At 74.2% G+C, this 18,559-nt stretch carries 20 protein-coding genes; 5 read left to right on the top strand and 15 right to left on the bottom strand.

Features of this window, described 5'->3' with window-relative positions; translation table 11 throughout:
* Positions 1-24: 24 nt before the first annotated feature.
* Positions 25-792, top strand: coding sequence for a helical backbone metal receptor (locus BLP29_RS06960; RefSeq protein ID WP_243469751.1), 768 nt, complete (start codon positions 25-27; stop codon positions 790-792).
* Here BLP29_RS06960 and BLP29_RS06955 read toward each other — a convergent pair.
* The 4 genes from BLP29_RS06955 to BLP29_RS06940 are packed head-to-tail and all read right to left on the bottom strand — an operon-like array spanning position 768 to position 4,377.
* Positions 768-1,385: a response regulator gene (locus BLP29_RS06955; protein ID WP_092801728.1), complete on the bottom strand. Its 618-nt coding sequence runs from the start codon at positions 1,383-1,385 to the stop codon at positions 768-770. The genes BLP29_RS06960 and BLP29_RS06955 overlap by 25 nt on opposite strands.
* Positions 1,378-2,634 carry a sensor histidine kinase gene (locus BLP29_RS06950; RefSeq protein WP_092801725.1) on the bottom strand — a complete coding sequence of 419 codons (1,257 nt, stop codon included), beginning with the start codon at positions 2,632-2,634 and terminating at the stop codon, positions 1,378-1,380. Before BLP29_RS06950 ends, BLP29_RS06955 begins: the two co-directional genes overlap by 8 nt.
* Positions 2,635-2,650: 16 nt before the next feature.
* Positions 2,651-3,421 carry an ABC transporter permease gene (locus tag BLP29_RS06945; RefSeq protein WP_092801722.1) on the bottom strand — a complete coding sequence of 257 codons (771 nt, stop codon included), beginning with the start codon at positions 3,419-3,421 and terminating at the stop codon, positions 2,651-2,653.
* Positions 3,418-4,377 carry an ABC transporter ATP-binding protein gene (locus tag BLP29_RS06940; protein ID WP_092803028.1) on the bottom strand — a complete coding sequence of 320 codons (960 nt, stop codon included), beginning with the start codon at positions 4,375-4,377 and terminating at the stop codon, positions 3,418-3,420. Before BLP29_RS06940 ends, BLP29_RS06945 begins: the two co-directional genes overlap by 4 nt.
* Positions 4,378-4,522: 145 nt before the next feature.
* Here BLP29_RS06940 and BLP29_RS06935 point away from each other — a divergent pair, with 145 nt between their 5' ends.
* The gene (locus tag BLP29_RS06935; protein ID WP_092801719.1) at positions 4,523-5,665 is read left to right on the top strand and encodes a thiolase family protein; all 1,143 of its coding nucleotides are present in this window, start codon (positions 4,523-4,525) and stop codon (positions 5,663-5,665) included.
* Positions 5,666-5,771: 106 nt separating this feature from the next.
* Here the strand turns inward: BLP29_RS06935 and BLP29_RS06930 are convergent, their stop codons facing one another.
* From BLP29_RS06930 to BLP29_RS06880, 11 genes are all read right to left on the bottom strand, one after another.
* Positions 5,772-6,425 (bottom strand): acVLRF1 family peptidyl-tRNA hydrolase, encoded by a 654-nt coding sequence (locus tag BLP29_RS06930; RefSeq protein WP_092801716.1) that lies wholly within the window; start codon positions 6,423-6,425, stop codon positions 5,772-5,774.
* A gap of 88 nt (positions 6,426-6,513) precedes the next feature.
* Positions 6,514-6,969 (bottom strand): rhodanese-like domain-containing protein, encoded by a 456-nt coding sequence (locus BLP29_RS06925; RefSeq protein WP_092801713.1) that lies wholly within the window; start codon positions 6,967-6,969, stop codon positions 6,514-6,516.
* Positions 6,966-7,526 carry a cysteine dioxygenase gene (locus BLP29_RS06920; protein WP_092801710.1) on the bottom strand — a complete coding sequence of 187 codons (561 nt, stop codon included), beginning with the start codon at positions 7,524-7,526 and terminating at the stop codon, positions 6,966-6,968. Before BLP29_RS06920 ends, BLP29_RS06925 begins: the two co-directional genes overlap by 4 nt.
* Before the next feature lie 246 nt (positions 7,527-7,772).
* Positions 7,773-8,987, bottom strand: a complete 1,215-nt coding sequence (locus tag BLP29_RS06915; RefSeq protein ID WP_092801707.1) for an MFS transporter — start codon at positions 8,985-8,987, stop codon at positions 7,773-7,775.
* Positions 8,988-9,059: 72 nt separating this feature from the next.
* The gene (locus BLP29_RS06910) at positions 9,060-9,608 is read right to left on the bottom strand and encodes a hypothetical protein (RefSeq protein ID WP_133379067.1); all 549 of its coding nucleotides are present in this window, start codon (positions 9,606-9,608) and stop codon (positions 9,060-9,062) included.
* A 94-nt stretch (positions 9,609-9,702) separates the two neighbouring features.
* Positions 9,703-11,517 (bottom strand): phosphoenolpyruvate carboxykinase (GTP), encoded by a 1,815-nt coding sequence (locus tag BLP29_RS06905; RefSeq protein ID WP_092801701.1) that lies wholly within the window; start codon positions 11,515-11,517, stop codon positions 9,703-9,705.
* A gap of 153 nt (positions 11,518-11,670) precedes the next feature.
* Positions 11,671-12,444 (bottom strand): alpha/beta fold hydrolase, encoded by a 774-nt coding sequence (locus BLP29_RS06900; protein WP_092801699.1) that lies wholly within the window; start codon positions 12,442-12,444, stop codon positions 11,671-11,673.
* Positions 12,445-12,464: 20 nt separating this feature from the next.
* On the bottom strand, positions 12,465-13,085 hold the full coding sequence (locus BLP29_RS06895) for a DUF1707 SHOCT-like domain-containing protein (protein WP_092801696.1): 621 nt from the start codon (positions 13,083-13,085) through the stop codon (positions 12,465-12,467).
* A gap of 15 nt (positions 13,086-13,100) precedes the next feature.
* Positions 13,101-13,787 carry a DsbA family oxidoreductase gene (locus BLP29_RS06890; RefSeq protein ID WP_243469750.1) on the bottom strand — a complete coding sequence of 229 codons (687 nt, stop codon included), beginning with the start codon at positions 13,785-13,787 and terminating at the stop codon, positions 13,101-13,103.
* Positions 13,788-13,860: 73 nt separating this feature from the next.
* Complete coding sequence (locus tag BLP29_RS06885; RefSeq protein ID WP_092801693.1) at positions 13,861-14,238, bottom strand: FKBP-type peptidyl-prolyl cis-trans isomerase; 378 nt, start codon at positions 14,236-14,238, stop codon at positions 13,861-13,863.
* A 68-nt stretch (positions 14,239-14,306) separates the two neighbouring features.
* On the bottom strand, positions 14,307-14,924 hold the full coding sequence (locus BLP29_RS06880) for a TetR/AcrR family transcriptional regulator (RefSeq protein ID WP_243469749.1): 618 nt from the start codon (positions 14,922-14,924) through the stop codon (positions 14,307-14,309).
* A 173-nt stretch (positions 14,925-15,097) separates the two neighbouring features.
* Here BLP29_RS06880 and BLP29_RS06875 point away from each other — a divergent pair, with 173 nt between their 5' ends.
* The 3 genes from BLP29_RS06875 to BLP29_RS06865 are packed head-to-tail and all read left to right on the top strand — an operon-like array spanning position 15,098 to position 18,553.
* The gene (locus BLP29_RS06875) at positions 15,098-15,901 is read left to right on the top strand and encodes an SDR family NAD(P)-dependent oxidoreductase (RefSeq protein WP_092801689.1); all 804 of its coding nucleotides are present in this window, start codon (positions 15,098-15,100) and stop codon (positions 15,899-15,901) included.
* Positions 15,898-17,019, top strand: coding sequence for a DUF5938 domain-containing protein (locus BLP29_RS06870; protein ID WP_092801686.1), 1,122 nt, complete (start codon positions 15,898-15,900; stop codon positions 17,017-17,019). Before BLP29_RS06875 ends, BLP29_RS06870 begins: the two co-directional genes overlap by 4 nt.
* Position 17,020: 1 nt before the next feature.
* Positions 17,021-18,553, top strand: coding sequence for an AMP-binding protein (locus tag BLP29_RS06865; protein ID WP_092801683.1), 1,533 nt, complete (start codon positions 17,021-17,023; stop codon positions 18,551-18,553).
* The last annotated feature ends 6 nt before the right edge of the window (positions 18,554-18,559 follow it).

Below are 18,559 nucleotides of genomic sequence, written 5' to 3'. Positions count from 1 at the left end.
CCGTCCTGCCCGGACCGACCTCACGTGACACTCGGCCTGGACGACGACCTCGGGCACCCGGTCGAGCTGGCAGGGCCGCCGCGCAGGGTCGTGTCGCTGGTGCCGTCGCTGACCGAGGCGCTGTCGGTCACCGTGCCCGACCGGCTGGTGGGCGCGACCGACTGGTGCACCCACCCGGCGGGCCTCGACGTCACCCGGGTGCGCGGCACCAAGAACCCCGCGCTGGCCACGATCGGCGAGCTGGCGCCCGACCTCGTGGTGGCCAACCAGGAGGAGAACCGGGAGCTCGACGTCCGGCGGCTGCGCGAGGCGGGCGTCCCGGTGTGGGTGACCCGCATCGAGACGCTGGACGATGCCTTCGCCTCGATGCGCCGGTTGTTCGCAGACGTCCTGCAGGTGCCCGCCCCCGACTGGCTGACCGCCGCCGAGCAGGCCTGGGCCACCCCGCCGCCGCCTGGCCCCCGGGTGGCGGTGGCGGTCTGGCGCGACCCGTGGATGTGGGTGGGTGCGCGCACCTTCACCGGCGACCTGCTGACCAGGCTCGGCTGCACCAACGCCGTGACCGCCGAGCGCTACCCGAAGGTCGAGCCCGGGGACGTGGACGCCGAGCTCGTGCTGCTGCCCGACGAGCCCTACGTCTTCACCGCCGACGACGGCCCCGAGGCCTTCCCCGGCCGGGCGACGGCCTTGGTCAGCGGCCGGCAGCTCACCTGGTACGGCCCCTCGCTCACCACCGCCCGCGCCGACCTGACCGCCGTGCTGGCGGGTCAGGGCAGGATGCCGCGTTCGTAGGCGGTGGCCACGGCCGCGGCGCGGTCGGTGGCGCCGAGCTTGCCGAACACGTGGCCCAGGTGGGTCTTCACGGTGGCCTCGCTGACGAACAGCGACGCCGCGATCGCCCGGTTCGGGGTGCCCTGGGCGACCAGTCGCAGCACGGCCAGCTCCCGGTCGGTCAGGCCGTCGGTCTCCCCGCGCAGCCGCGACACCACCTGGGTCGCCACCGCCGGCGAGAGCACCGACTCCCCCGCCGCCGCGGCCCGCAGCGCGGCCACCAGCTGGGCGGCCGGGGTGTCCTTCAGGACGTAGCCGGTGGCGCCGGCCTCCAGCGCCGCGGTGACGTCGCGCCCGGTGGCGAAGGTGGACAGCACCAGCACCCGCACCGGGTCCCCGCGCAGCGCCGCGATGGCGTCGAGGCCGTCGCCGCCGGGCATCCGCAGGTCCAGCAGCAGCACGTCGGGCCGGGTCGCCCGCACCACGGCCACCGCCTCGACGCCGTCCGCGGCCTCGCCGACCACCTCGACCCCGGGGACGGCGGCGAGCATGCCGCGCAGCCCGTCCCGCACCACCGGGTGGTCGTCGGCCAGCACCACCCGGACCTCACCCACGGGGCACCGGCACCCGCAGCGACATCGCCGTGCCCGCGCCGGGCTCGGACTCCAGCACCAGCTCCCCGCCCACCCGGTCGGCCCGCTGCCGCATGCCGCGCACCCCGAACCGGGCACCGTCGGTGACTGCGTCGGTCCGGTCTCCGGCGAAGCCCACGCCGTCGTCGCGGACGTCGAGCACCACCTCGTCGGGCATGAACGACAGGGTCAGGCCCACCCGGCGCGCCCGCGCGTGCCGGTCGACGTTGGCCAACGCCTCACCCGCGACCCGCAGCAGGGTGGCCTCGACCTCGGCCGGCACCGCCCGCGGCTCGCCGGTGACGACCACCTCCAGCGGCGACCCGGTGCGCGCGGTCCACTCGGCGGCCAGCCGTTCGATGGCCGCCGGCGCCGCGGCGCCGTCCAGCTCGGCGGGCAGCAACCCGGCCACCGACCGCCGCGCCTCGACCAGCGCCCCCCGGGCCAGCTCGGTGGCCCGGTCGACCCGCGCCCGGACGGCGACCGGCTCGTCGGACGGCCCGACCGCCTGCAGCTGCGTGACGACGCCGACCAGGCTCTGCGCGATGGTGTCGTGGATCTCCAGCGCCAGCCGCTCCCGCTCCTCGTGCACCCCGGCGTCGCGGGCCCGCTGCACCAGCTCGGCCTGCAGGTCGGCGTTCTCCGCCAGCGCCTCGGCCAGCCGGGCGTTCGTGCGCTCGAGCTCGGCGATGGTGGCCACCCGCTGCGCGCTGAGCAGGTTCTCGTCGAGCTCCATGCGCACGAAGAACCCGGCCAACCCGCCGTTGAGCACCAGCAGGCCGGCGAACACGAGACCCTGGGTGAGGTCCTGCGGCGGCAGCCCGCCCGACTGCGAGCCGGCCATGGTGACGGCGGTGACCAGCACGACCGGGGTGACCCACCGGCGGCGCACGTGCTCGAAGGCGTCGAAGTAGCCGACGAACGCGAAGAGCGCGAAGAACGGGTTGACCCAGGTCAGCACGAAGGCCAGCGCCGTCCGGCCGGCGACGTAGGCGGCACCGACCCGGTCCGGGCCGGGGCTGGTCTCCCCCCAGCGCCGGTCGACGGCGAACCGGTGGGCCACTGCGATCACCACGGCACCGGCCAGCAGCAGGCTCCACGCAACCGGCCCGGCGCCGAACAGCGGCATCGTGCCCGCGGACACCGCGGTGGCCAGCGCCAGCAGCAGGTAGGGGCCGCGGCGGAGCAGGGCGCGCCAGCGCAGCTCGATGCTGCTGCCGAGGTCGGTCACCGGTCCTCCCTGCCCGTCACTGCCACCGGAAGCATCGCACCGCCACCGCGGTCAGCCCGACCGCCCACGCGGCCACCACCAGCAGGTGGACGGCGTCCGGCCAGACCCCGGCCTGGGCCTGCTCCAGCGCCAGCGCCGCCGCACCCAGCGGGGTCGCCGCCACGACGTCGCGCAGCGCCCCGCCCATCCCGCTCACCGGGAACCAGACGCCGGCGGTGAACATGAGCGGGAAGAACACCGCCGTCCCCAGGGCCGTGGCGATCCGCACCGAGGGCGCGGTGCCGGCCACCAGCCCGCCCACGGCCAGCACCGCCACCAGTGCGAGCAGGAAGGCGAGCCCCCAGCCGGCGAGCTGCGCCGGCAGCGCGACGCCCAGGACGAGCCGGGCGCAGGCGAGGACCACCACGACCGACAGGGCCACCGCGGTGCCGTGCAGCACCACCTGGGCGCCGAGCACGTGCCCGGCCCGCGCCGGCGTGGTGGCGATGCGCCGCAGGATCCGCTGCTCGCGGTAGGTGGCCACCACCGTCGGCAGCGCCATCGCCCCGGCCATGATCGCGGCCAGCAGGCAGGACACCGGCACGTACAGCTCGACGAAGCTGCGCCCGCCGAGGTCGTCGTCCGGCTGGGTCATGCCCGGCACCAGACCGAGGACCACGAGCAGCAGGGTGGGGAAGGCCAGCACCCAGAACAGCGAGCCGGGCTCGCGGAGGAACAACCGCGTCTCCGCGGCCAGGACGGCGCGCCCCGGGCGGGCACGGCCGGTCGTGCGGACGGCGGTGGTCATCGGGACTCCTCGGCGACGGTGCTGACGGGGGCGGTGCTGGCAGGGGCGGTGCTGAGGGACGTGGTGCGGACCAGTTCCAGGTAGGCCTCGTCGAGGGTGCTGGCGGCCACCCGCAGGCCCGCGGGCTCGACGCCGTGCGCGGTGAGCGCGCGCAGCACCGCGCGGACGCCGTCGTCGGACCCGGTGACCTCCACCCGGTCACCGGCCCGGCGCACCCCGACGACGCCGGGCAGCCCGTCCAGCGCACCGGACGGCAGCGCAGCGGTGGGGAGGAAGGACATCGTGGTGGCCGCGGACCGCCCGGCGACGACCTCGTCCGGGGTGCCCTCGGCGACCACCCGGCCACCGGCGACCACCGTGATGCGGTCGCAGAGCTGCTGGGCCTCCTCCATCAGGTGGGTGACCAGCACGACCGTCGTCCCGGCGTCCCGGACGTCGCGGACCAGGTCCCAGGTCCGGCGGCGGGCCTCGGGGTCCAGGCCGGTGGTCAGCTCGTCGAGCAGCACCACGCGGGGCCGGCCGACCAGGGCGGTGGCGATCGCCAGCCGCTGCTGCTGGCCGCCGGAGAGCTTGGCGTACCGGGTGCCGGCGACCGGCCCCAGCCCCAGCCGGTCGACCAGCTCGTCGGGGTCGACCGGGTCGTCGTGGCAGGCGGCGACCATCTGCACCGCCTCGCGGGCGGTGAGCTTGGCCGGCAGCCCGGAGCTCTGCAGCTGCACCCCGAGCAGCCGGGTCACCGGCCCGCGGTCGCGCCAGGGCACGTGCCCGGCCAGCGACACCGTGCCGGCGTCCGGGCGGGTCAGGCCGGCGACGCACTCGACGGTGGTCGTCTTGCCCGCCCCGTTGGGCCCCAGGACACCGACCACCTGCCCCTCGTCGACGTCCAGGTCCAGCGAGTCCACCGCGACCGTGCGGCCGTAGGTCTTGCGCAGTCCGCGCACCTCGATCAACGCCATGCCACGACCCTCGCGGGCGGCGGCCCGCACCGGCATCCACCGACCGGCTCGTCCTCCCTCCACCGATCGGCTCCGCCGCGCTACAGTCAGAGCTGACCGTTCAGCGTCGGCAGCGGAGCCGGCGCCCCACGAGAGGAGTCGCCGGATGCGCGACGCAGTCATCGTCGAGGCCGTGCGCACGCCCGTCGGCAAGCGCAACGGGGGCCTGTCCGGCGTCCACCCGGCCGACCTGTCCGCCCACGTGCTCAGCGCACTGGCCTCCCGCTCCGGCCTGGACCCGGCCCTGGTCGACGACGTCATCTGGGGCTGCGTCTCGCAGAGCGGCGAGCAGACCTTCGACATCGCCCGCACCGCCGTGCTGGCCGCGGGCTGGCCCGAGTCGGTCCCCGGCACCACGGTCGACCGGCAGTGCGGCTCCTCCCAGCAGTCCGTGCACTTCGCCGCGGCCGGCCTGGTCGCCGGGCACTACGACGTCGTCGTCGCCGGTGGCATCGAGTCGATGTCGCGGGTGCCCATGGGCTCCTCCCGCGGCACCCAGGACCCCATGGGCCCGAAGTTCATGGACCGGTACGACGGCGTGAGCCCGAACCAGGGCATCGGCGCCGAGATGATCGCCGCCCGCTGGGGCCTGTCGCGCACCCAGCTCGACGAGTTCGCCCTCCGCTCCCACGAGCGCGCCGCCGCCGCGCAGGACGAGGGCCGGTTCGACGCCCAGCTGGCCCCGGTCGACGCCCCCGAGGGCCGCGTGGGCGCCGACGAAGGTGTGCGCCGCGGCGGCACCGTCGAGGCCCTGGCCGGCCTCAAGACCCCGTTCCAGGCCGACGGCGTGGTCAGTGCCGGCAACGCCAGCCAGATCTCCGACGGCTCGGCCGCGCTGCTCATGATGACCAGCGAGAAGGCCGCCCAGCTGGGCATGACCCCCATCGCCCGGGTGCACAGCGTGGCGCTGGCCGCCGACGACCCGGTCATCATGCTGACCGCGCCCATCCCGGCCACGAAGAAGGTGCTCGACCGCTCGGGGCTGCGGCTCGACGAGATCGGCGTCTTCGAGGTCAACGAGGCCTTCGCCTCGGTGCCGCTGGCCTGGCAGGCCGAGATCGGGGCCGACGAGAAGATGCTGAACCCCCTCGGCGGGGCCATCGCCCTGGGCCACCCGCTGGGCGCCTCGGGCGCCCGCATCATGACCACGATGGTCCACCACATGCGCGACAACGGGATCCGCTACGGCCTGCAGACCATGTGCGAGGGCGGCGGCCAGGCCAACGCCACCGTCCTCGAGCTGCTCTGACGCCCGGCGTGGATCAGCTCAGCTGATCGAAGTCCGTCCTGGCTCACCGACGCCGGTGAGCCAGGACGGACATCGGTGGACCCGGCTCATCACTGCCGCGCCCCGGTCACCCGGTCAGGTGCACCCGGACGGCGCGGAACTGGGCCGGGGTGGCCAGCAGCACCTCCTTGGTGGGTTCGCCCACCTCCACCGGGTCCAGCCGGCGCAGGGCCGCGAGGTCGGCCAGCCGCCGGTCGCCGAGGACGTCGTCGACCAGGCCGCGGTCGCCACCGGTCACCAGCGCCGCGCAGGTGGCGACGTGCAGTCCGAGCACCCGCAGCGCGGTCTCCACGGCGTGGTCGACCACCGCGTCGGTCTGGTTGCCGCGCCGCCGGGCGAACCGTTGCTGCGACCACCCGCCCGCCGCGGTGCGGCCCTGCACGAGCCGGCTGTCGACCTTGGAGACGACCAGGTCGGGGCCGTCGAACACCCCGACGGCCCACCGCCCGCGGCGCACCAGCAGCACGGCCACCCGGTGCCGGGAGCGGGCAGCCACCCCCAGCCGGGTGAGCGCGGCCGGGCCGGGACCGTCCCACCCGAAGGGCGGCACCAGGCGCAGGACGTCGCCGTCGGCGCAGGTGAGCATGACGCCCTCGGCGTCGGCCGCGACGTCGGCGAACGAGCCGTGCCGGGCCGCGGCGTTGTCCAGCCACCGCTCCACCCGCTCGGGCGGCACCAGCACCAGCCGGCCACCGCCGGCGGCCGCGCGCGATCGGGTCATCGCCCCACCCTGCCAGGCGGGGCTGCGCGCCGGTGGACGACGCCCGGCCCGCGGCACCCCTCCGTCGGGTGCGCGGGCCGGGCGGGTCTCAGACGGCGCGGGCGCCGTACCCGGGCACGTGCGGCAGGCCCGCCGCCACCCAGGCGTGGAAGCCGCCGACGACGTCGGTGGCGGTGCGCAGGCCCAGCGAACGCAGGGCGTCGGCGGCCAGGCTGGAGGTGTAGCCCTCCGAGCACAGCACGACGACGTCGAGGTCGTAGCCGGTGGCCTCGGGCAGGCGGGCGTCGCTGGTCGGGTCGAACCGCCACTCGAGCACGTTGCGCTCGACGACGGTGGCCCCGGCGACCCAGCCCTCGCGGTTGCGCTGGGCGGCGGGGCGGATGTCGACCAGCAGCGCACCGGCGGCGATGCGCGCCGCGGCCTGCTGCGGGGTGACCCGCTGGATGCGCGAGCGGGCGTCGGCCAGCAGCTCGTCGACCGAGACCGCGCCCGGGGGCCGGAGGGCGGGGGCGCGCCGGGTGACCGGCTCGAGGACGGCGGTCACCAGTCCACCCCGGCGCGCTCGGTGCCGACGCGGACCAGCCCGGACTCGTCGATGCGGTAGGTGTTCATCAGCGTCAGCCGCGGGGCGTAGACGTGCACGCTGACCGCGGGCTCGTGCAGCGTGTTCACCACCTGGTGCACGTAGTGGGCACCGAAGAACCGCACGCGCCCGGCCGCGAGGTCGGCGGTGCTCTGGCGCGGCGCGCCGTCCACCCCCCGGGCGACCACCCGCTCGGTGAGCCCGCCGCGGGCGACGGCGAACGCCCCGGCCGAGGTGCCGTGGTCGTGCAGCGGGGTGCCCTGGCCGGGCAGCCAGGACAGCAGCCAGATCTGGGCGTCGTGCAGCTCGGCGTGCAGCGAGGGGTCGATGGCGTGCGCGACGTCGGCGGGGTCGAGCAGCGAGGTCCAGCGGGACTCCTCGCGGTACTCGACCCGGTCGGCCCACAGGTCGGTGCGGATGGCGAGGGCGACGGCGAGCGCGGCGGCGCCGGCGGGTGCGGTGCTCGGCGCCGCGGCGGGGACGGCGCTCGGGGTGGCAGGGGGCAGCACGGTGGTCATGCGGGATCTCCGGGAGTGCGGGCGCGGCGGGACCGGGGTCGTCCGGGTCCTCGCGGCGGGTGACGGGTGCGGGCGCTGGGGAGAGGTCAGCAGCCCGGACACAGCGCGCTGGCGACACGCAGCAGGTCCACGGCGGACCTCCGGTGGAGCGCGAGCGAGTACGTCACGCCGGAGAGGCAACCACACGACGGCAGCACAGCGCAAGAAACCGCACCGATTCGGTGCACTTCTCCGTGCGGATCGCCGTCAGCGGGCGAGCGCGGGGTCCCCGGCGTGCTCGGCGGGGACCACCAGCAGGCGCTGGAACACCGCCACGACCACCCCGGCGGCCGCGGCGCCGACCGTGGCGACCAGGAAGGCCTGGTTGGCCCCGGCGACGTCGACGACCTTGCCCGCGACCGAGGCCCCGACCGCGACCCCGATGGCCAGCGCGGTGCCGATCCAGGTGAACGCCTCGGTCACCACCGCCCGCGGCACCAGCACCTCGGTGAGGGTGAAGGCGCTGATGAGCGAGGGGGACACGGCCAGACCGGCCAGCACGACGAACGGGATCATCACCCAGAGATCGGTGACCAGCACCAGCGGCAGGCTGAACAGCACGAACACGGGCAGGACGACGAGCAGCCGACGGCGCACCGGCGACCGGAAGTGCACCGTGCCCCAGCCGATGCCCGAGACCATCGAGCCGATCGCCAGCGCGGCGATGAGCACGCCCGAGTAGGACTTCGCGCCGACCTCGTCGGCGAAGGCGACCAGGGCGATCTCCAGCGTGCCCAGGATCGTGCCCACGGCCAGGCCGACGACGAAGAGCACCCGCAGCCCCGCCGTGCGCATGGCCGAGGGCCCCTGCCGGCTCTCGTGGCCGTGCGCGGGCGGCTCGGTGCGCCCCTGGGCGGCGAAGGCCAGACTGCCGACCACGGCGAGGCTGAACGCGGTGACCACACCGGAGGTGGTGTGCCCGGTGGTGGACAGGAACGTGACCAGCACCGGCCCGACGATGAAGACGAACTCGTCGACCACCGACTCCATCGCCAGCGCGGTCGGCAGCCGCGGGGTACCGCGCAGCAGGTGGGTCCAGCGCACCCGGATCATCGAGCCCACCGGCGGGATGCACGCCCCGGCCAGCGCACCGGTGGCGAACACGATCCACAGCGGCCAGCCCTCGCGCACCGAGAACAGGAAGCCGAAGCCGGCCAGCACGAAGACCACCAGCAACGGCAGCAGCACCCGGCGCTGGCCCAGGGTGTCGGCCAGCCGGCCCAGGACCGGCCCGCTGATCGCGGTGGCGATCGCGCCGGCCGCGGCGACCCCGCCGCCGAGGGCGTAGGAGCCGGTGTAGTCCTGCACGAGCAGCACGCTGCCCAGCCCGATCATCGACAGCGGGAGCCGCCCGATGAACGCCGAGGCCACCATCGGCAGCGCGTGCGGCGTGCGCAGCACCTGCAGGTAGGGGTTGGGCACGAGCGGGAGGCCTCCGACGGCAGGGTCCGGGGGACGTGCGGGACGGCGGCGCAGGTGGCGCCGGCCCGGTGGTCAGGACGAGGGCCGGTCCAGCGGGGGCCGCTCGTAGGGGGTGGCCGAAGGATAGGCGTTGGTGCTCGGGCCACCCGAGCGCCAGGCCTCCGGCTCGGCGGTGGGCACCGCGGTGAAGCCGTCGTCGTCGCGGCCGTCGTCACCGCGGTCGAGCCGGGCACGGCGCCGCCCCTGCGGCACCAGGGCGAGCAGCACCAGCACCACGCCGACCACCAGCGCGCCACCCACCCCGGCGAAGGCGCGCAGTCCGTCGAGGACCTCGCCGCCGATGCGCGGGGCGAACCGGGCCAGCTGCTCGGGGGCGAACTGCACGAGCACGCCCAGGGCCACGAACGGGGCACCGGCCAGCAGCGGCACCAACGGCGAGAGCCGACGCAGCGCCGCGGCGACACCGAGGACGCCGGCGCCGACGGCCAGCCAGACGAAGCCGTCGGTGCTGGTCGCACCGCGCAGGACGGCGGCGCCCAGCCGCAGCGCACCGTTGCCCACGGTCAGCAACGCGGCGGCAGCCAGGACGAGCCCGACGACGAACCCCGCGACATGCCTCATCCCGTCACGGTAGCCGGGCGGAGCCCGACCGGCATGCAGGTCGGGCTCCTCGCCCCCGGCGCGCACGGCGCACCGGGGGCGAGGGTGGCCTCGCTCAGGCCAGGCGGCTCTTGAGGATCTCCAGCTCGTCCCACATCGTCGTGGGGAGCTTGTCGCCGAACTTCTCGAACCACTCGGTGATCTGCGGGATCTCCTCGCGCCACTCCTCCGGCTCCACCGCCAGCGCCGCCTCGACCTGCTCGCGGGTCATGCCCAGGCCCTCGACGTCGAGGGAGTCCACGGTCGGCACGTGGCCGACCGGGGTCTCGACGGCCGACGCGGTGCCCTCGAGCCGCTCGACGACCCACTTGAGCACGCGGGAGTTCTCGCCGAAGCCCGGCCACAGGAAGCCGCCCTCGTCGTCCCGGCGGAACCAGTTGACGTAGAAGATCGACGGCAGCTTGCTCGCGTCGGCCGACTTGCCGGTCTCGACCCAGTGGTTGAAGTAGTCACCGGCGTTGTAGCCGATGAACGGCAGCATCGCGAACGGGTCGCGGCGCACGACGCCGACCGCGCCGGTGGCGGCCGCGGTGGTCTCCGAGGAGAGCGTGGCCCCCATGAAGACGCCGTGGTTCCAGTCCCGCGCCTGGGAGACCAGCGGGATCGTGGTCTTGCGGCGACCGCCGAAGAGGATCGCCGAGATGGGCACGCCCTTCGGGTCGTCGTACTCGGGGGCGAGGATCGGGCACTGGGTGATCGGCGTGCAGAACCGGCTGTTCGGGTGGCTGCTGGGCTCGTCGGAGTCCGGCGTCCAGTCGCGGCCCTTCCAGTCGGTCAGGTGTGCCGGCGGCTCGTCGGTCATGCCCTCCCACCAGACGTCGCCGTCGTCGGTGAGCGCGACGTTGGTGAACACCGAGTTGCCCTGGTCGATGGCGCGCATCGCGTTGGGGTTGGTGTCCCAGCCGGTGCCCGGCGCCACGCCGAACAGGCCGAACTCGGGGTTCAGGGCGTAGAGCCGGCCGTCCTCGCCGAACCGCATCCACGCGATGTCGTCGCCGAGGGTCTCGACCTTCCAGCCCGGGATGGTGGGCTCGAGCATCGCCAGGTTGGTCTTGCCGCAGGCGCTCGGGAACGCCGCGGCGATGTAGTGCACCTTCCCCTCGGGGTTGGTGAGCTTGAGGATCAGCATGTGCTCGGCGAGCCAGCCCTCGTCGCGGGCCATGACCGAGGCGATGCGCAGCGAGTAGCACTTCTTGCCCAGCAGGGCGTTGCCGCCGTAGCCCGAGCCGTAGGACCAGATCATCCGCTCCTCGGGGAACTGGACGATGTACTTGGTGGAGCTGCAGGGCCACGGGACGTCGGCCTGGCCGGGCTCGAGCGGGGCGCCGAGGGAGTGCATCGCCGGCACGAACGGCCGGTCGGTGCCCATGGCCTCCAGCGCCCGGGTGCCGATGCGCGCCATGACCCGCATGGAGACGACGACGTACTCGGAGTCGGTGATCTCGACGCCGAACATGGGCGACTCGGCCTCGATGGGCCCCATGCAGAACGGGATGACGTACATCGTGCGACCGCGCATGCACCCGCGGTACAGCTCGGTCATGACGGCCTTCATCTCGGCCGGTTCCATCCAGTTGTTGGTGGGACCGGCGTCGGCCTCGTCGACCGAGCAGATGTAGGTGCGGTCCTCCACCCGGGCGACGTCGCTGGGGTCGGACTGGGCCAGGAACGAGTGCGGCTTGGCCTCCAGCCGGGTGAACGTGCCGGCCTCGACCAGCTGGTCGGTGAGGCGGGCGTACTCGGAGTCGCTGCCGTCCACCCACACCACGCGGTCCGGGGTCGTCAGCTCCACCATCTCGGCCACCCAGGCCAGCAGGCGCGAGTGGGTGGTGGGGGCGTTCTCCAGACCGGGGGTGGCCACGGACGTCACAGGGCGTCTCCATCCTCTGTTCCCGCCGCTGCGGAGCTCGCACCGGCGGTGGTGCTCGCGCCCGCCCGGCGGGTGCGATCCATGGAGGCTAGCGCCGACGCGCGGTCCAGGACAGCCGAGACGTACATGACGTCTACCACTGGGCAAGACGTATCAGACGTCTTGCTCCTGCTCCTGGGAGGCGAGCGTCGTCAGGGCCTCCGCGACCGCGGCCGGGGACTCCAGCGCGGTGAGGTGGCCCGACCCCGGCACGACCAGCGCGACCGCGTCCGGGCGGAGCTCCTGCAGCCCGGCCAGGCGTTGCGCCGGCGGGGTGGGTGCGTCGTGCTCGCCGAACACCAGCAGCACCGGGCCCGGGAAGTCGCGCACGGCCTGCGACGTGTCGGGCCGGGCGGCCAGGGCGCGGCACACCCACGCGACGTCGTCGGGGTCCTGCGACCGGATCATCGTCTCGACCCGGCCGGCCAGCTCCGGGCCGGCGTGCGGGCCCAGGCCCTCGGCCACGGAGTCGAGCACCACCTCGATGCCGTGCTGCTCCAGGTCGGCGGCCACGGCCAGCCGGTCGGCGGGGACGTCGGGCGGGCCGACCTCGGTGGTCGTGTCGCACAGGGCCAGCGCCGCGACGCGGTCCGGCGCGTGGCCGGCCAGCAGCGCGGCGACGTACCCGCCCGTGGACAGCCCCGCGACCACGGCCCGGGCGGCGCCCAGGTGGTCCAGCAGCTCGACGACCCCGTCGACGGCCACCTGCAGCGACGGCTCACCCGCCGCCGTGGAGCCGAGCCCGGGCAGGTCGACCGCGACCGGCCGCAGCGGGGCGGGCAGGAGGGCTGCGACGTCGTCCCAGAGCCGGTGGTCCAGCGGGAAGGCCGGCAGCAGGACGACGACCGGGCCGGGCCGGTCGGGGAAGGGGTCGGCGTGGTTCAGCACCGGCGTCCCCTACCCGGCCCTCAGAACCGGAAGCGGCCGATCTCGTAGGGGTACCGGACGACGACGTCGCCCATCGACACCTTGCCGCGCACCACCACGTGCAGCTGACCGGGCTGCGGGCCGGCCGGCACCTTGTTCTTCACGCTGCCCATGCCGGCCGAGACGCCGTCGACGTCAGCGGTGGCGCCGTCCGGGAGGATCAGCTTCGCCGTGCCGGCGCCCAGCTTCAGCCGCAGCTCGATGACCTGCTGGGGAACCAGCGCCTGGGTGAAGTCCAGGACGGCGTTGCCCATGGTGCTCTGCACCTCCAGCACGGGTGGCACCTGCCAGGCGCCGTTGCGCTTGATGTCGCCCATGCCCGTCTTCAGCACGACGGGGGCGGGGCCGGCCGGCGGCGCGGGCTGCCACGCGGTGGTCGTGGACGGCGGCGGAACGGCCAGACCGGACGGCGCGGGGTGCTCGGGCGGCAGGTCGGCCAACGGCGGTTCGAGGTCCTCGGCGTACAGGGCCGCGTAGACCTGCGCCAACCGCTCGTCGAGCTCGGTGAAGGTGATGCGACCCTCGGCCATCGCGGTGTGCAGCCGCTGGGCCGCCCGCTCGCGGTCGGCGTCGGAGATGCGGTACCGGCGCGGGTCGACCATGCCGCCGACCCTAGGTCACACGGTGCAGCTGTCGCCCTCGCACCCGGCGGCCGGCGGCACGGTCGCCAGCGGGTGGCTGTCGGTCCAGGCGCGCTGCAGCAGCTGGAGCAGGACGTCGGGGTCCTGGGCGCCGGAGGCGCCGTAGGCGCGGTCGACGACGAAGAACGGGACGCCGGTGGCGCCGAGCGCCCGGGCGGTGGCGATGTCCTCGTGGACGGCGGCCAGGTACCGGCGGTCGGTGAGCGCGGCGCGCACCTCGTCGGCGTCCAGGCCGACCTCGACGGCCAGCGGCACCAGGGAGTCGACGTCGAACACCGACGCGCGCTCCTCGAAGTAGGCGTGCAGCAGGCGTTCCTTCATCGCGTCCTGCACGCCGCGCGCGGCGGCGAGGTGGATGAGCTGGTGGGCCAGCAGGGTGTTGCCCGCCATGCCGTTCGCGAGGTCGTAGTGCAGGCCCTCGCGCAGGGCGAGCGCGTCGAGGGAGGTCATCTGCTCGCGCATCTCGGCCTCGCTGCGGCCGTACTTGCGGGCCAGCGCCGGCAGCGTCGGGTGGACGTCGCCCTCGGCGACCGTGGGGTCGAGCTGGAAGCTGCGCCAGACCACCTCGACGTCGTCGGCGTGCTCGAACCTCGACAGCGCGGTCTCGAACCGGCGCTTGCCGATGTAGCACCACGGGCAGACGACGTCGGACCAGATCTCCACCTTCACGACCGGCCCCAACAGCACGCCCCCGCCGGGTGTTCCCGACGGGGGCGCGGTGAGGGGCTCGACCGGGTCAGCGGACGCCGACGAGGTCCACGACGAAGACCAGCGTGGCGCCGGGCTTGATGACGCCGCCGGCGCCGCGGTCGCCGTAGGCCTTGTGCGGCGGGATGGTGAGCCGGCGGCGACCGCCGACCTTCATGCCGGCGATGCCCTCGTCCCAGCCGGCGATGACCATGCCCACGCCGAGCTGGAACTCCAACGCGTCACCGCGGTCCCAGGAGGCGTCGAACTGCTCACCGGTGTCGTGGGTGACGCCGACGTAGTGCGCCGACACGCGCTTGCCCACGGTGGCCTCGTCGCCGTCACCGACCACGAGGTCCTCGATCACCAGGTCGTCGGGGGCCGGGCCGGTGGGGGGCTCGACGTCGGGGCGGGTCAGCTCGGCCACGGGGGGCTCCTTCTCGCGTCACGGGCCGGGGACCACCCCGGCGCTCGCCTCCAGCCAACCAGACCCGCTCAGCCGGGGACGGCCGCCCGGTCGGCCGGGACGACCTGGGCGACGACGGCGGTGACCCCGGCCTGCAGGTCGGCGGCGGCCGCGGGGTCGCCGGCCAGCTGGCGCAGCAGGGCCTGCTGGAAGAGCCCGTCGAAGAGGGCGTACATGACCGGCGGGGTGACCAGGGGCGGGGTGCCGACCAGGTCGGCGTAGCGGGAGACGACCCGCCAGACCATGCGCTCGAGGCTGTCGTCGATGGCGGCGACGTCGACCCGGAAGGAGGGCTCGAACATCGACTGGTTGCGCAGGTCGTACCAGAGCCGGTGCATGTGCGGCTCCTCCACCAGCGTCTGCGCGAGCTTCTCGAGGAAGCCCTCGCGCAGCTGCGCCGGCGTGGTGGCCGTGGCGACGACCTGGTCGTAGCGGGTCACGCAGATCGCCTTGTACTCGCGCACGCAGTGCGTGATCAGGTCGACCTTGTCCTGGAAGTAGTAGTGCAGCACCCCGTGGCTGAACTCCGAGTTCTGCGCGATCTCGCGCAGGCTCGTGCGGGCGTACCCCAGCTCGGCCAGCGTCCGCAGCGTCGCCGCCGCGAGCTCGGCCCGCCGCGCCGCGACCTTGTCCACCCGTTCGGCCACGCCGTCACCCCCTCCGATCCGGCCGAGCGTACCGGCCCGTCCGCCCTCTGGACAGTCGTCAAGATTTTCCTTGACAGTCGTCAAGACGACAGCGAAGCATGACCGGCGTCACAGCGGGGACCGCCGGCCAGCGTCGGCCGGCGGCCCGGTGACCGGACGCAGCGGAGGCACTGATGTCGGTGTTCGACCTGACCGGGCGCAAGGCCCTGGTCACCGGAGGGGCCCGCGGCCTCGGCCAGGGCATGGCCGAGGCCCTCGTGCGGAACGGCGCGTCGGTGGTGGTGGCCGACCTGCTCGACGACGAGGGCCGCGCCACGGCCGAGGAGCTGGGCGCGGACGGTGCCACCACCGGGTTCGTGCACCTCGACGTCACCGACGAAGCCGGCTGGGAGTCCGCCGTCGCCGAGGCCAGCGGGATCATGGGCGGGTTCGACGTCCTGGTGAACAACGCCGGCATCGAGATCTCGTCGCTGATCACGGAGTTCGACCCGGCCGACCTGCGCCGCATGCTCGAGGTCAACGTGCTGGGCACCGCGCTGGGCGTCAAGCACGGCCTGCGGGCCATGCGCCCCGGCGGGGTCGCCGGCACCGGCGGCTCGATCGTCAACATCGCCTCGGTCGCCGCCACCATCGTCTTCCCCGGCATCTCGGGGTACTCGGCCACCAAGTCCGCCGTCGACCGGCTCACCCGGATCGCCGCGGCCGAGTCGGGCAAGCTCGGCTACGGCGTGCGGGTCAACTGCATCTACCCCGGCCTGGTGCCCACCACGATGGGCAACCAGCTCGCCGTCGACATGGCCGAGCTCGGCCTGTTCCCCTCGGTCGAGGAGGCCGTGGGCGCCGTCGTCTCGCTCACCCCCTCGGGCCGGCTCGGCGAGGTCGCCGACATGGCCGACGTCGTCGCCTTCCTGGCCTCGGACGCCGCCCGGTTCGTCAACGGCACCGGCATCTCGGTCGACGGGGGGATGGGGTCGTGACCGACACGAAGCCGGTCGTCGTCTACGGCGCCAGCGGCTACACCGGCCGCCTGGTCTGCGAGTACCTGCGCGAGCTCAACGTGCCCTTCGTGGCCGCCGGCCGCGACGCCGCCCGCGTGCGCGAGGTGGTCGAGAAGATCCCCGGGATCGAGACCGCGCAGTACGAGGTGGTCGAGGTCGAGCACACCGTCGAAGCGCTCACCGAGCTCTTCACCGGCGCCCAGGTGGTCTGCAACATGGTCGGCCCGTTCATCAACCTCGGCCCGGCGGTGGTCGACGCCTGCCTGGCCGCCGGCACGCACTACCTGGACACCACCGGCGAGCAGGACTGGGTGCTGGAGTGCCAGCGCCGCTGGGGCACGCAGTTCGCCGACGCCGGCCTGCTGCTCTCCCCCGGCATCGCGCAGATGTACACGACCGGCGAGATCGCCATCAACATCGCGCTGGAGACCCCGGGGCTGGACACCCTCGACGTCCTGGTGCTCTGGAAGGGCTTCCCGACCAAGGCCTCGACCGAGACGATCTTCACCATCCTCAAGGCCGACTGGTTCCACCTGGAGGAGAACCAGTACGTGAAGTTCGAGCCGACCCACACGTTCGACGTCGTGGTGCCCGGCAGCCACGAGCTGGCCCTGGCCGTGCCGTGGGGCGGCACCTCGCACCCGGTCTGGTTCAAGGACGACCCACGCGTCTCCACCGTCAAGGTCGCCGGCGGCGTCATGAACAAGCCGGTCATGCAGGCCGTCGTGGCCACCACGGCGATGGTCGAGAGCGAGATCAAGACCCTGCCCCGCGACCAGTGGGACGAGAAGCTGGCCGCGATCGCCGAGCAGTGGAGCACCGGCATGCCCCCGCGGGAGAACCCCCGGATCAACACCTCGATCGACTCGGTGCACGCCTCGGGCCCACTGGGCCGCAAGCACGTGGTCATCCACGGCAACAGCAACTACAAGCAGACCGGGCTCATGCAGGCCTGGGCCGCGATGTCGCTGCTGCAGCAGAAGCCGCTGCGGGTCGGGTTCGCCTCGGGCTGCCAGGCCTTCGGCCACCGGCAGCTGCTGGGCGTGCTGCGCCAGTTCGGGCTGGTGCTCGACCCGGTCGTGACCGAGCACCGCTGACATGGGGCTGACCTCCTGGCTCGACAAGGGCGCCTCGCTCGGCCCGGACGCCCCCTGCCTCACGGCCGGGGAGACGACGTACAGCTACGGCCAGGTCCAGGAGGTCAGCCACCGGGTCGCCCGGGCGCTCGTGCGCTCGGGCGTCCGGCCCGGCCAGAGCGTCGCGGTGCTGTCGGCCAACGACCCGGTCGCGTTCGCCTGCGTCTTCGGCATCGCCCGCGCCGGTGCCGTGTGGGCGCCGGTGAACCCGCGCAACCAGGCCGCGGAGAACCGCGAGCTGCTCGACCTGTTCGGCTGCACCGCGCTGCTCTACCAGGCGGCTTTCGCACCCCTGGTGGCGCAGATCCGCGACCAGCTGCCGGCGCTCACCACGCTGGTCTGCCTGGACGCCGAGGACACCGGGGCGCCGTCGCTGGCGCAGTGGCTCGACGGCGTCCCGGCCGACCCGTTCGAGGTCGAACCCGTCGACGACGTCGTCATGGTGGTCGGCACCGGAGGCACCACCGGCCGGCCGAAGGGTGTGCTGCTCACCTCGCGGTCGATCGAGACGATGTCGGCGATCACCTTGATGAGCTACCCGTTCGAGGGCCGGCCGGTCTACCTGGCGCTCGCGCCGCTCACCCACGCGGCCGGGGTGCTCTGCTTCCCGGTGATGGCGCTGGGCGGGCAGGTCGTGGTGCTGCCCAAGCCCTCGCTGGACGACTTCCTCGACGCAGTCCCGCGACACCGGGTCACGCACACGTTCCTGCCGCCGACGCTGGTCTACATGCTGCTGGACCACCCGCGGTCAGCCGTCACCGACCTCGGGTCGCTGCAGTGCTTCTGGTACGGCGCGGCGCCCATGTCGGTGGCCCGGCTGACCGAGGCGCTGGAGCGCGGCTGGCCGATGGCGCAGCTGTTCGGCCAGTCCGAGGCGCCGATGATGATCTCGACGATGTCGCCGGCCGACCACCGGCGACCCGACGGCAGCGTCGCCGTCGAGCACCTGTCGTCGGCCGGCCGGCCGTCGCCGCTGGTCACCGTCGCGATCATGGCGGACGACGGCACCCTGCTGCCGACCGGCGAGCGGGGCGAGATCGTGGCGCGCAGCTCGCTGGTCATGGCCGGCTACCTGGGCGACCCGGCAGCCACGGCGGCGGCGTCGGCGCACGGCTGGCACCACACGGGCGACATCGGGTACCTCGACGCCGAGAACTGGCTGTACGTCGTCGACCGGGCCAAGGACATGATCATCACGGGCGGGTTCAACGTGTACTCCGCCGAGGTGGAGAACGCGCTCACCGCCCACCCGGACGTCGCCGACGCCGCCGTGGTCGGGGTCCCCGACGAGAAGTGGGGCGAGCGGGTGGTGGCCGTCGTCCAGGCCCGGCCCGGGGCGCAGCTCGACGCGGCGGCCGTGACGGCGTTCGTCAAGGAGCGGATCGGCAGCGTCAAGGCACCCAAGGAGCTGCACGTCTGGCCCGACCTGCCGCGGTCGACGGTGGGCAAGGTGCTCAAGACCGACGTGCGGGCGCACGTGCTCGGGTCCGGCTGACCGGTC

It is taken from the genome of Klenkia marina (assembly GCF_900101025.1).
GTDB lineage: Bacteria > Actinomycetota > Actinomycetes > Mycobacteriales > Geodermatophilaceae > Klenkia > Klenkia marina.
Note: the sequence above shows the minus strand (reverse complement) of the source record. Positions and strands in the feature narration are given on the sequence as shown.

What these genes read in the sequence shown, in the direction of transcription:
- BLP29_RS06945 (WP_092801722.1), bottom strand. Translation starts at nt 3,421, where the DNA reads ATGACCACCGCCGTCCGCACGACCGGCCGTGCCCGCCCGGGGCGCGCC.
- BLP29_RS06940 (WP_092803028.1), bottom strand. Translation starts at nt 4,377, where the DNA reads ATGGCGTTGATCGAGGTGCGCGGACTGCGCAAGACCTACGGCCGCACG.
- BLP29_RS06920 (WP_092801710.1), bottom strand. Translation starts at nt 7,526, where the DNA reads ATGACCACCGTGCTGCCCCCTGCCACCCCGAGCGCCGTCCCCGCCGCG.
- BLP29_RS06930 (WP_092801716.1), bottom strand. Translation starts at nt 6,425, where the DNA reads ATGACCCGATCGCGCGCGGCCGCCGGCGGTGGCCGGCTGGTGCTGGTG.
- BLP29_RS06865 (WP_092801683.1), top strand. Translation starts at nt 17,021, where the DNA reads ATGGGGCTGACCTCCTGGCTCGACAAGGGCGCCTCGCTCGGCCCGGAC.
- BLP29_RS06875 (WP_092801689.1), top strand. Translation starts at nt 15,098, where the DNA reads ATGTCGGTGTTCGACCTGACCGGGCGCAAGGCCCTGGTCACCGGAGGG.
- BLP29_RS06895 (WP_092801696.1), bottom strand. Translation starts at nt 13,085, where the DNA reads ATGGTCGACCCGCGCCGGTACCGCATCTCCGACGCCGACCGCGAGCGG.
- BLP29_RS06935 (WP_092801719.1), top strand. Translation starts at nt 4,523, where the DNA reads ATGCGCGACGCAGTCATCGTCGAGGCCGTGCGCACGCCCGTCGGCAAG.
- BLP29_RS06910 (WP_133379067.1), bottom strand. Translation starts at nt 9,608, where the DNA reads ATGAGGCATGTCGCGGGGTTCGTCGTCGGGCTCGTCCTGGCTGCCGCC.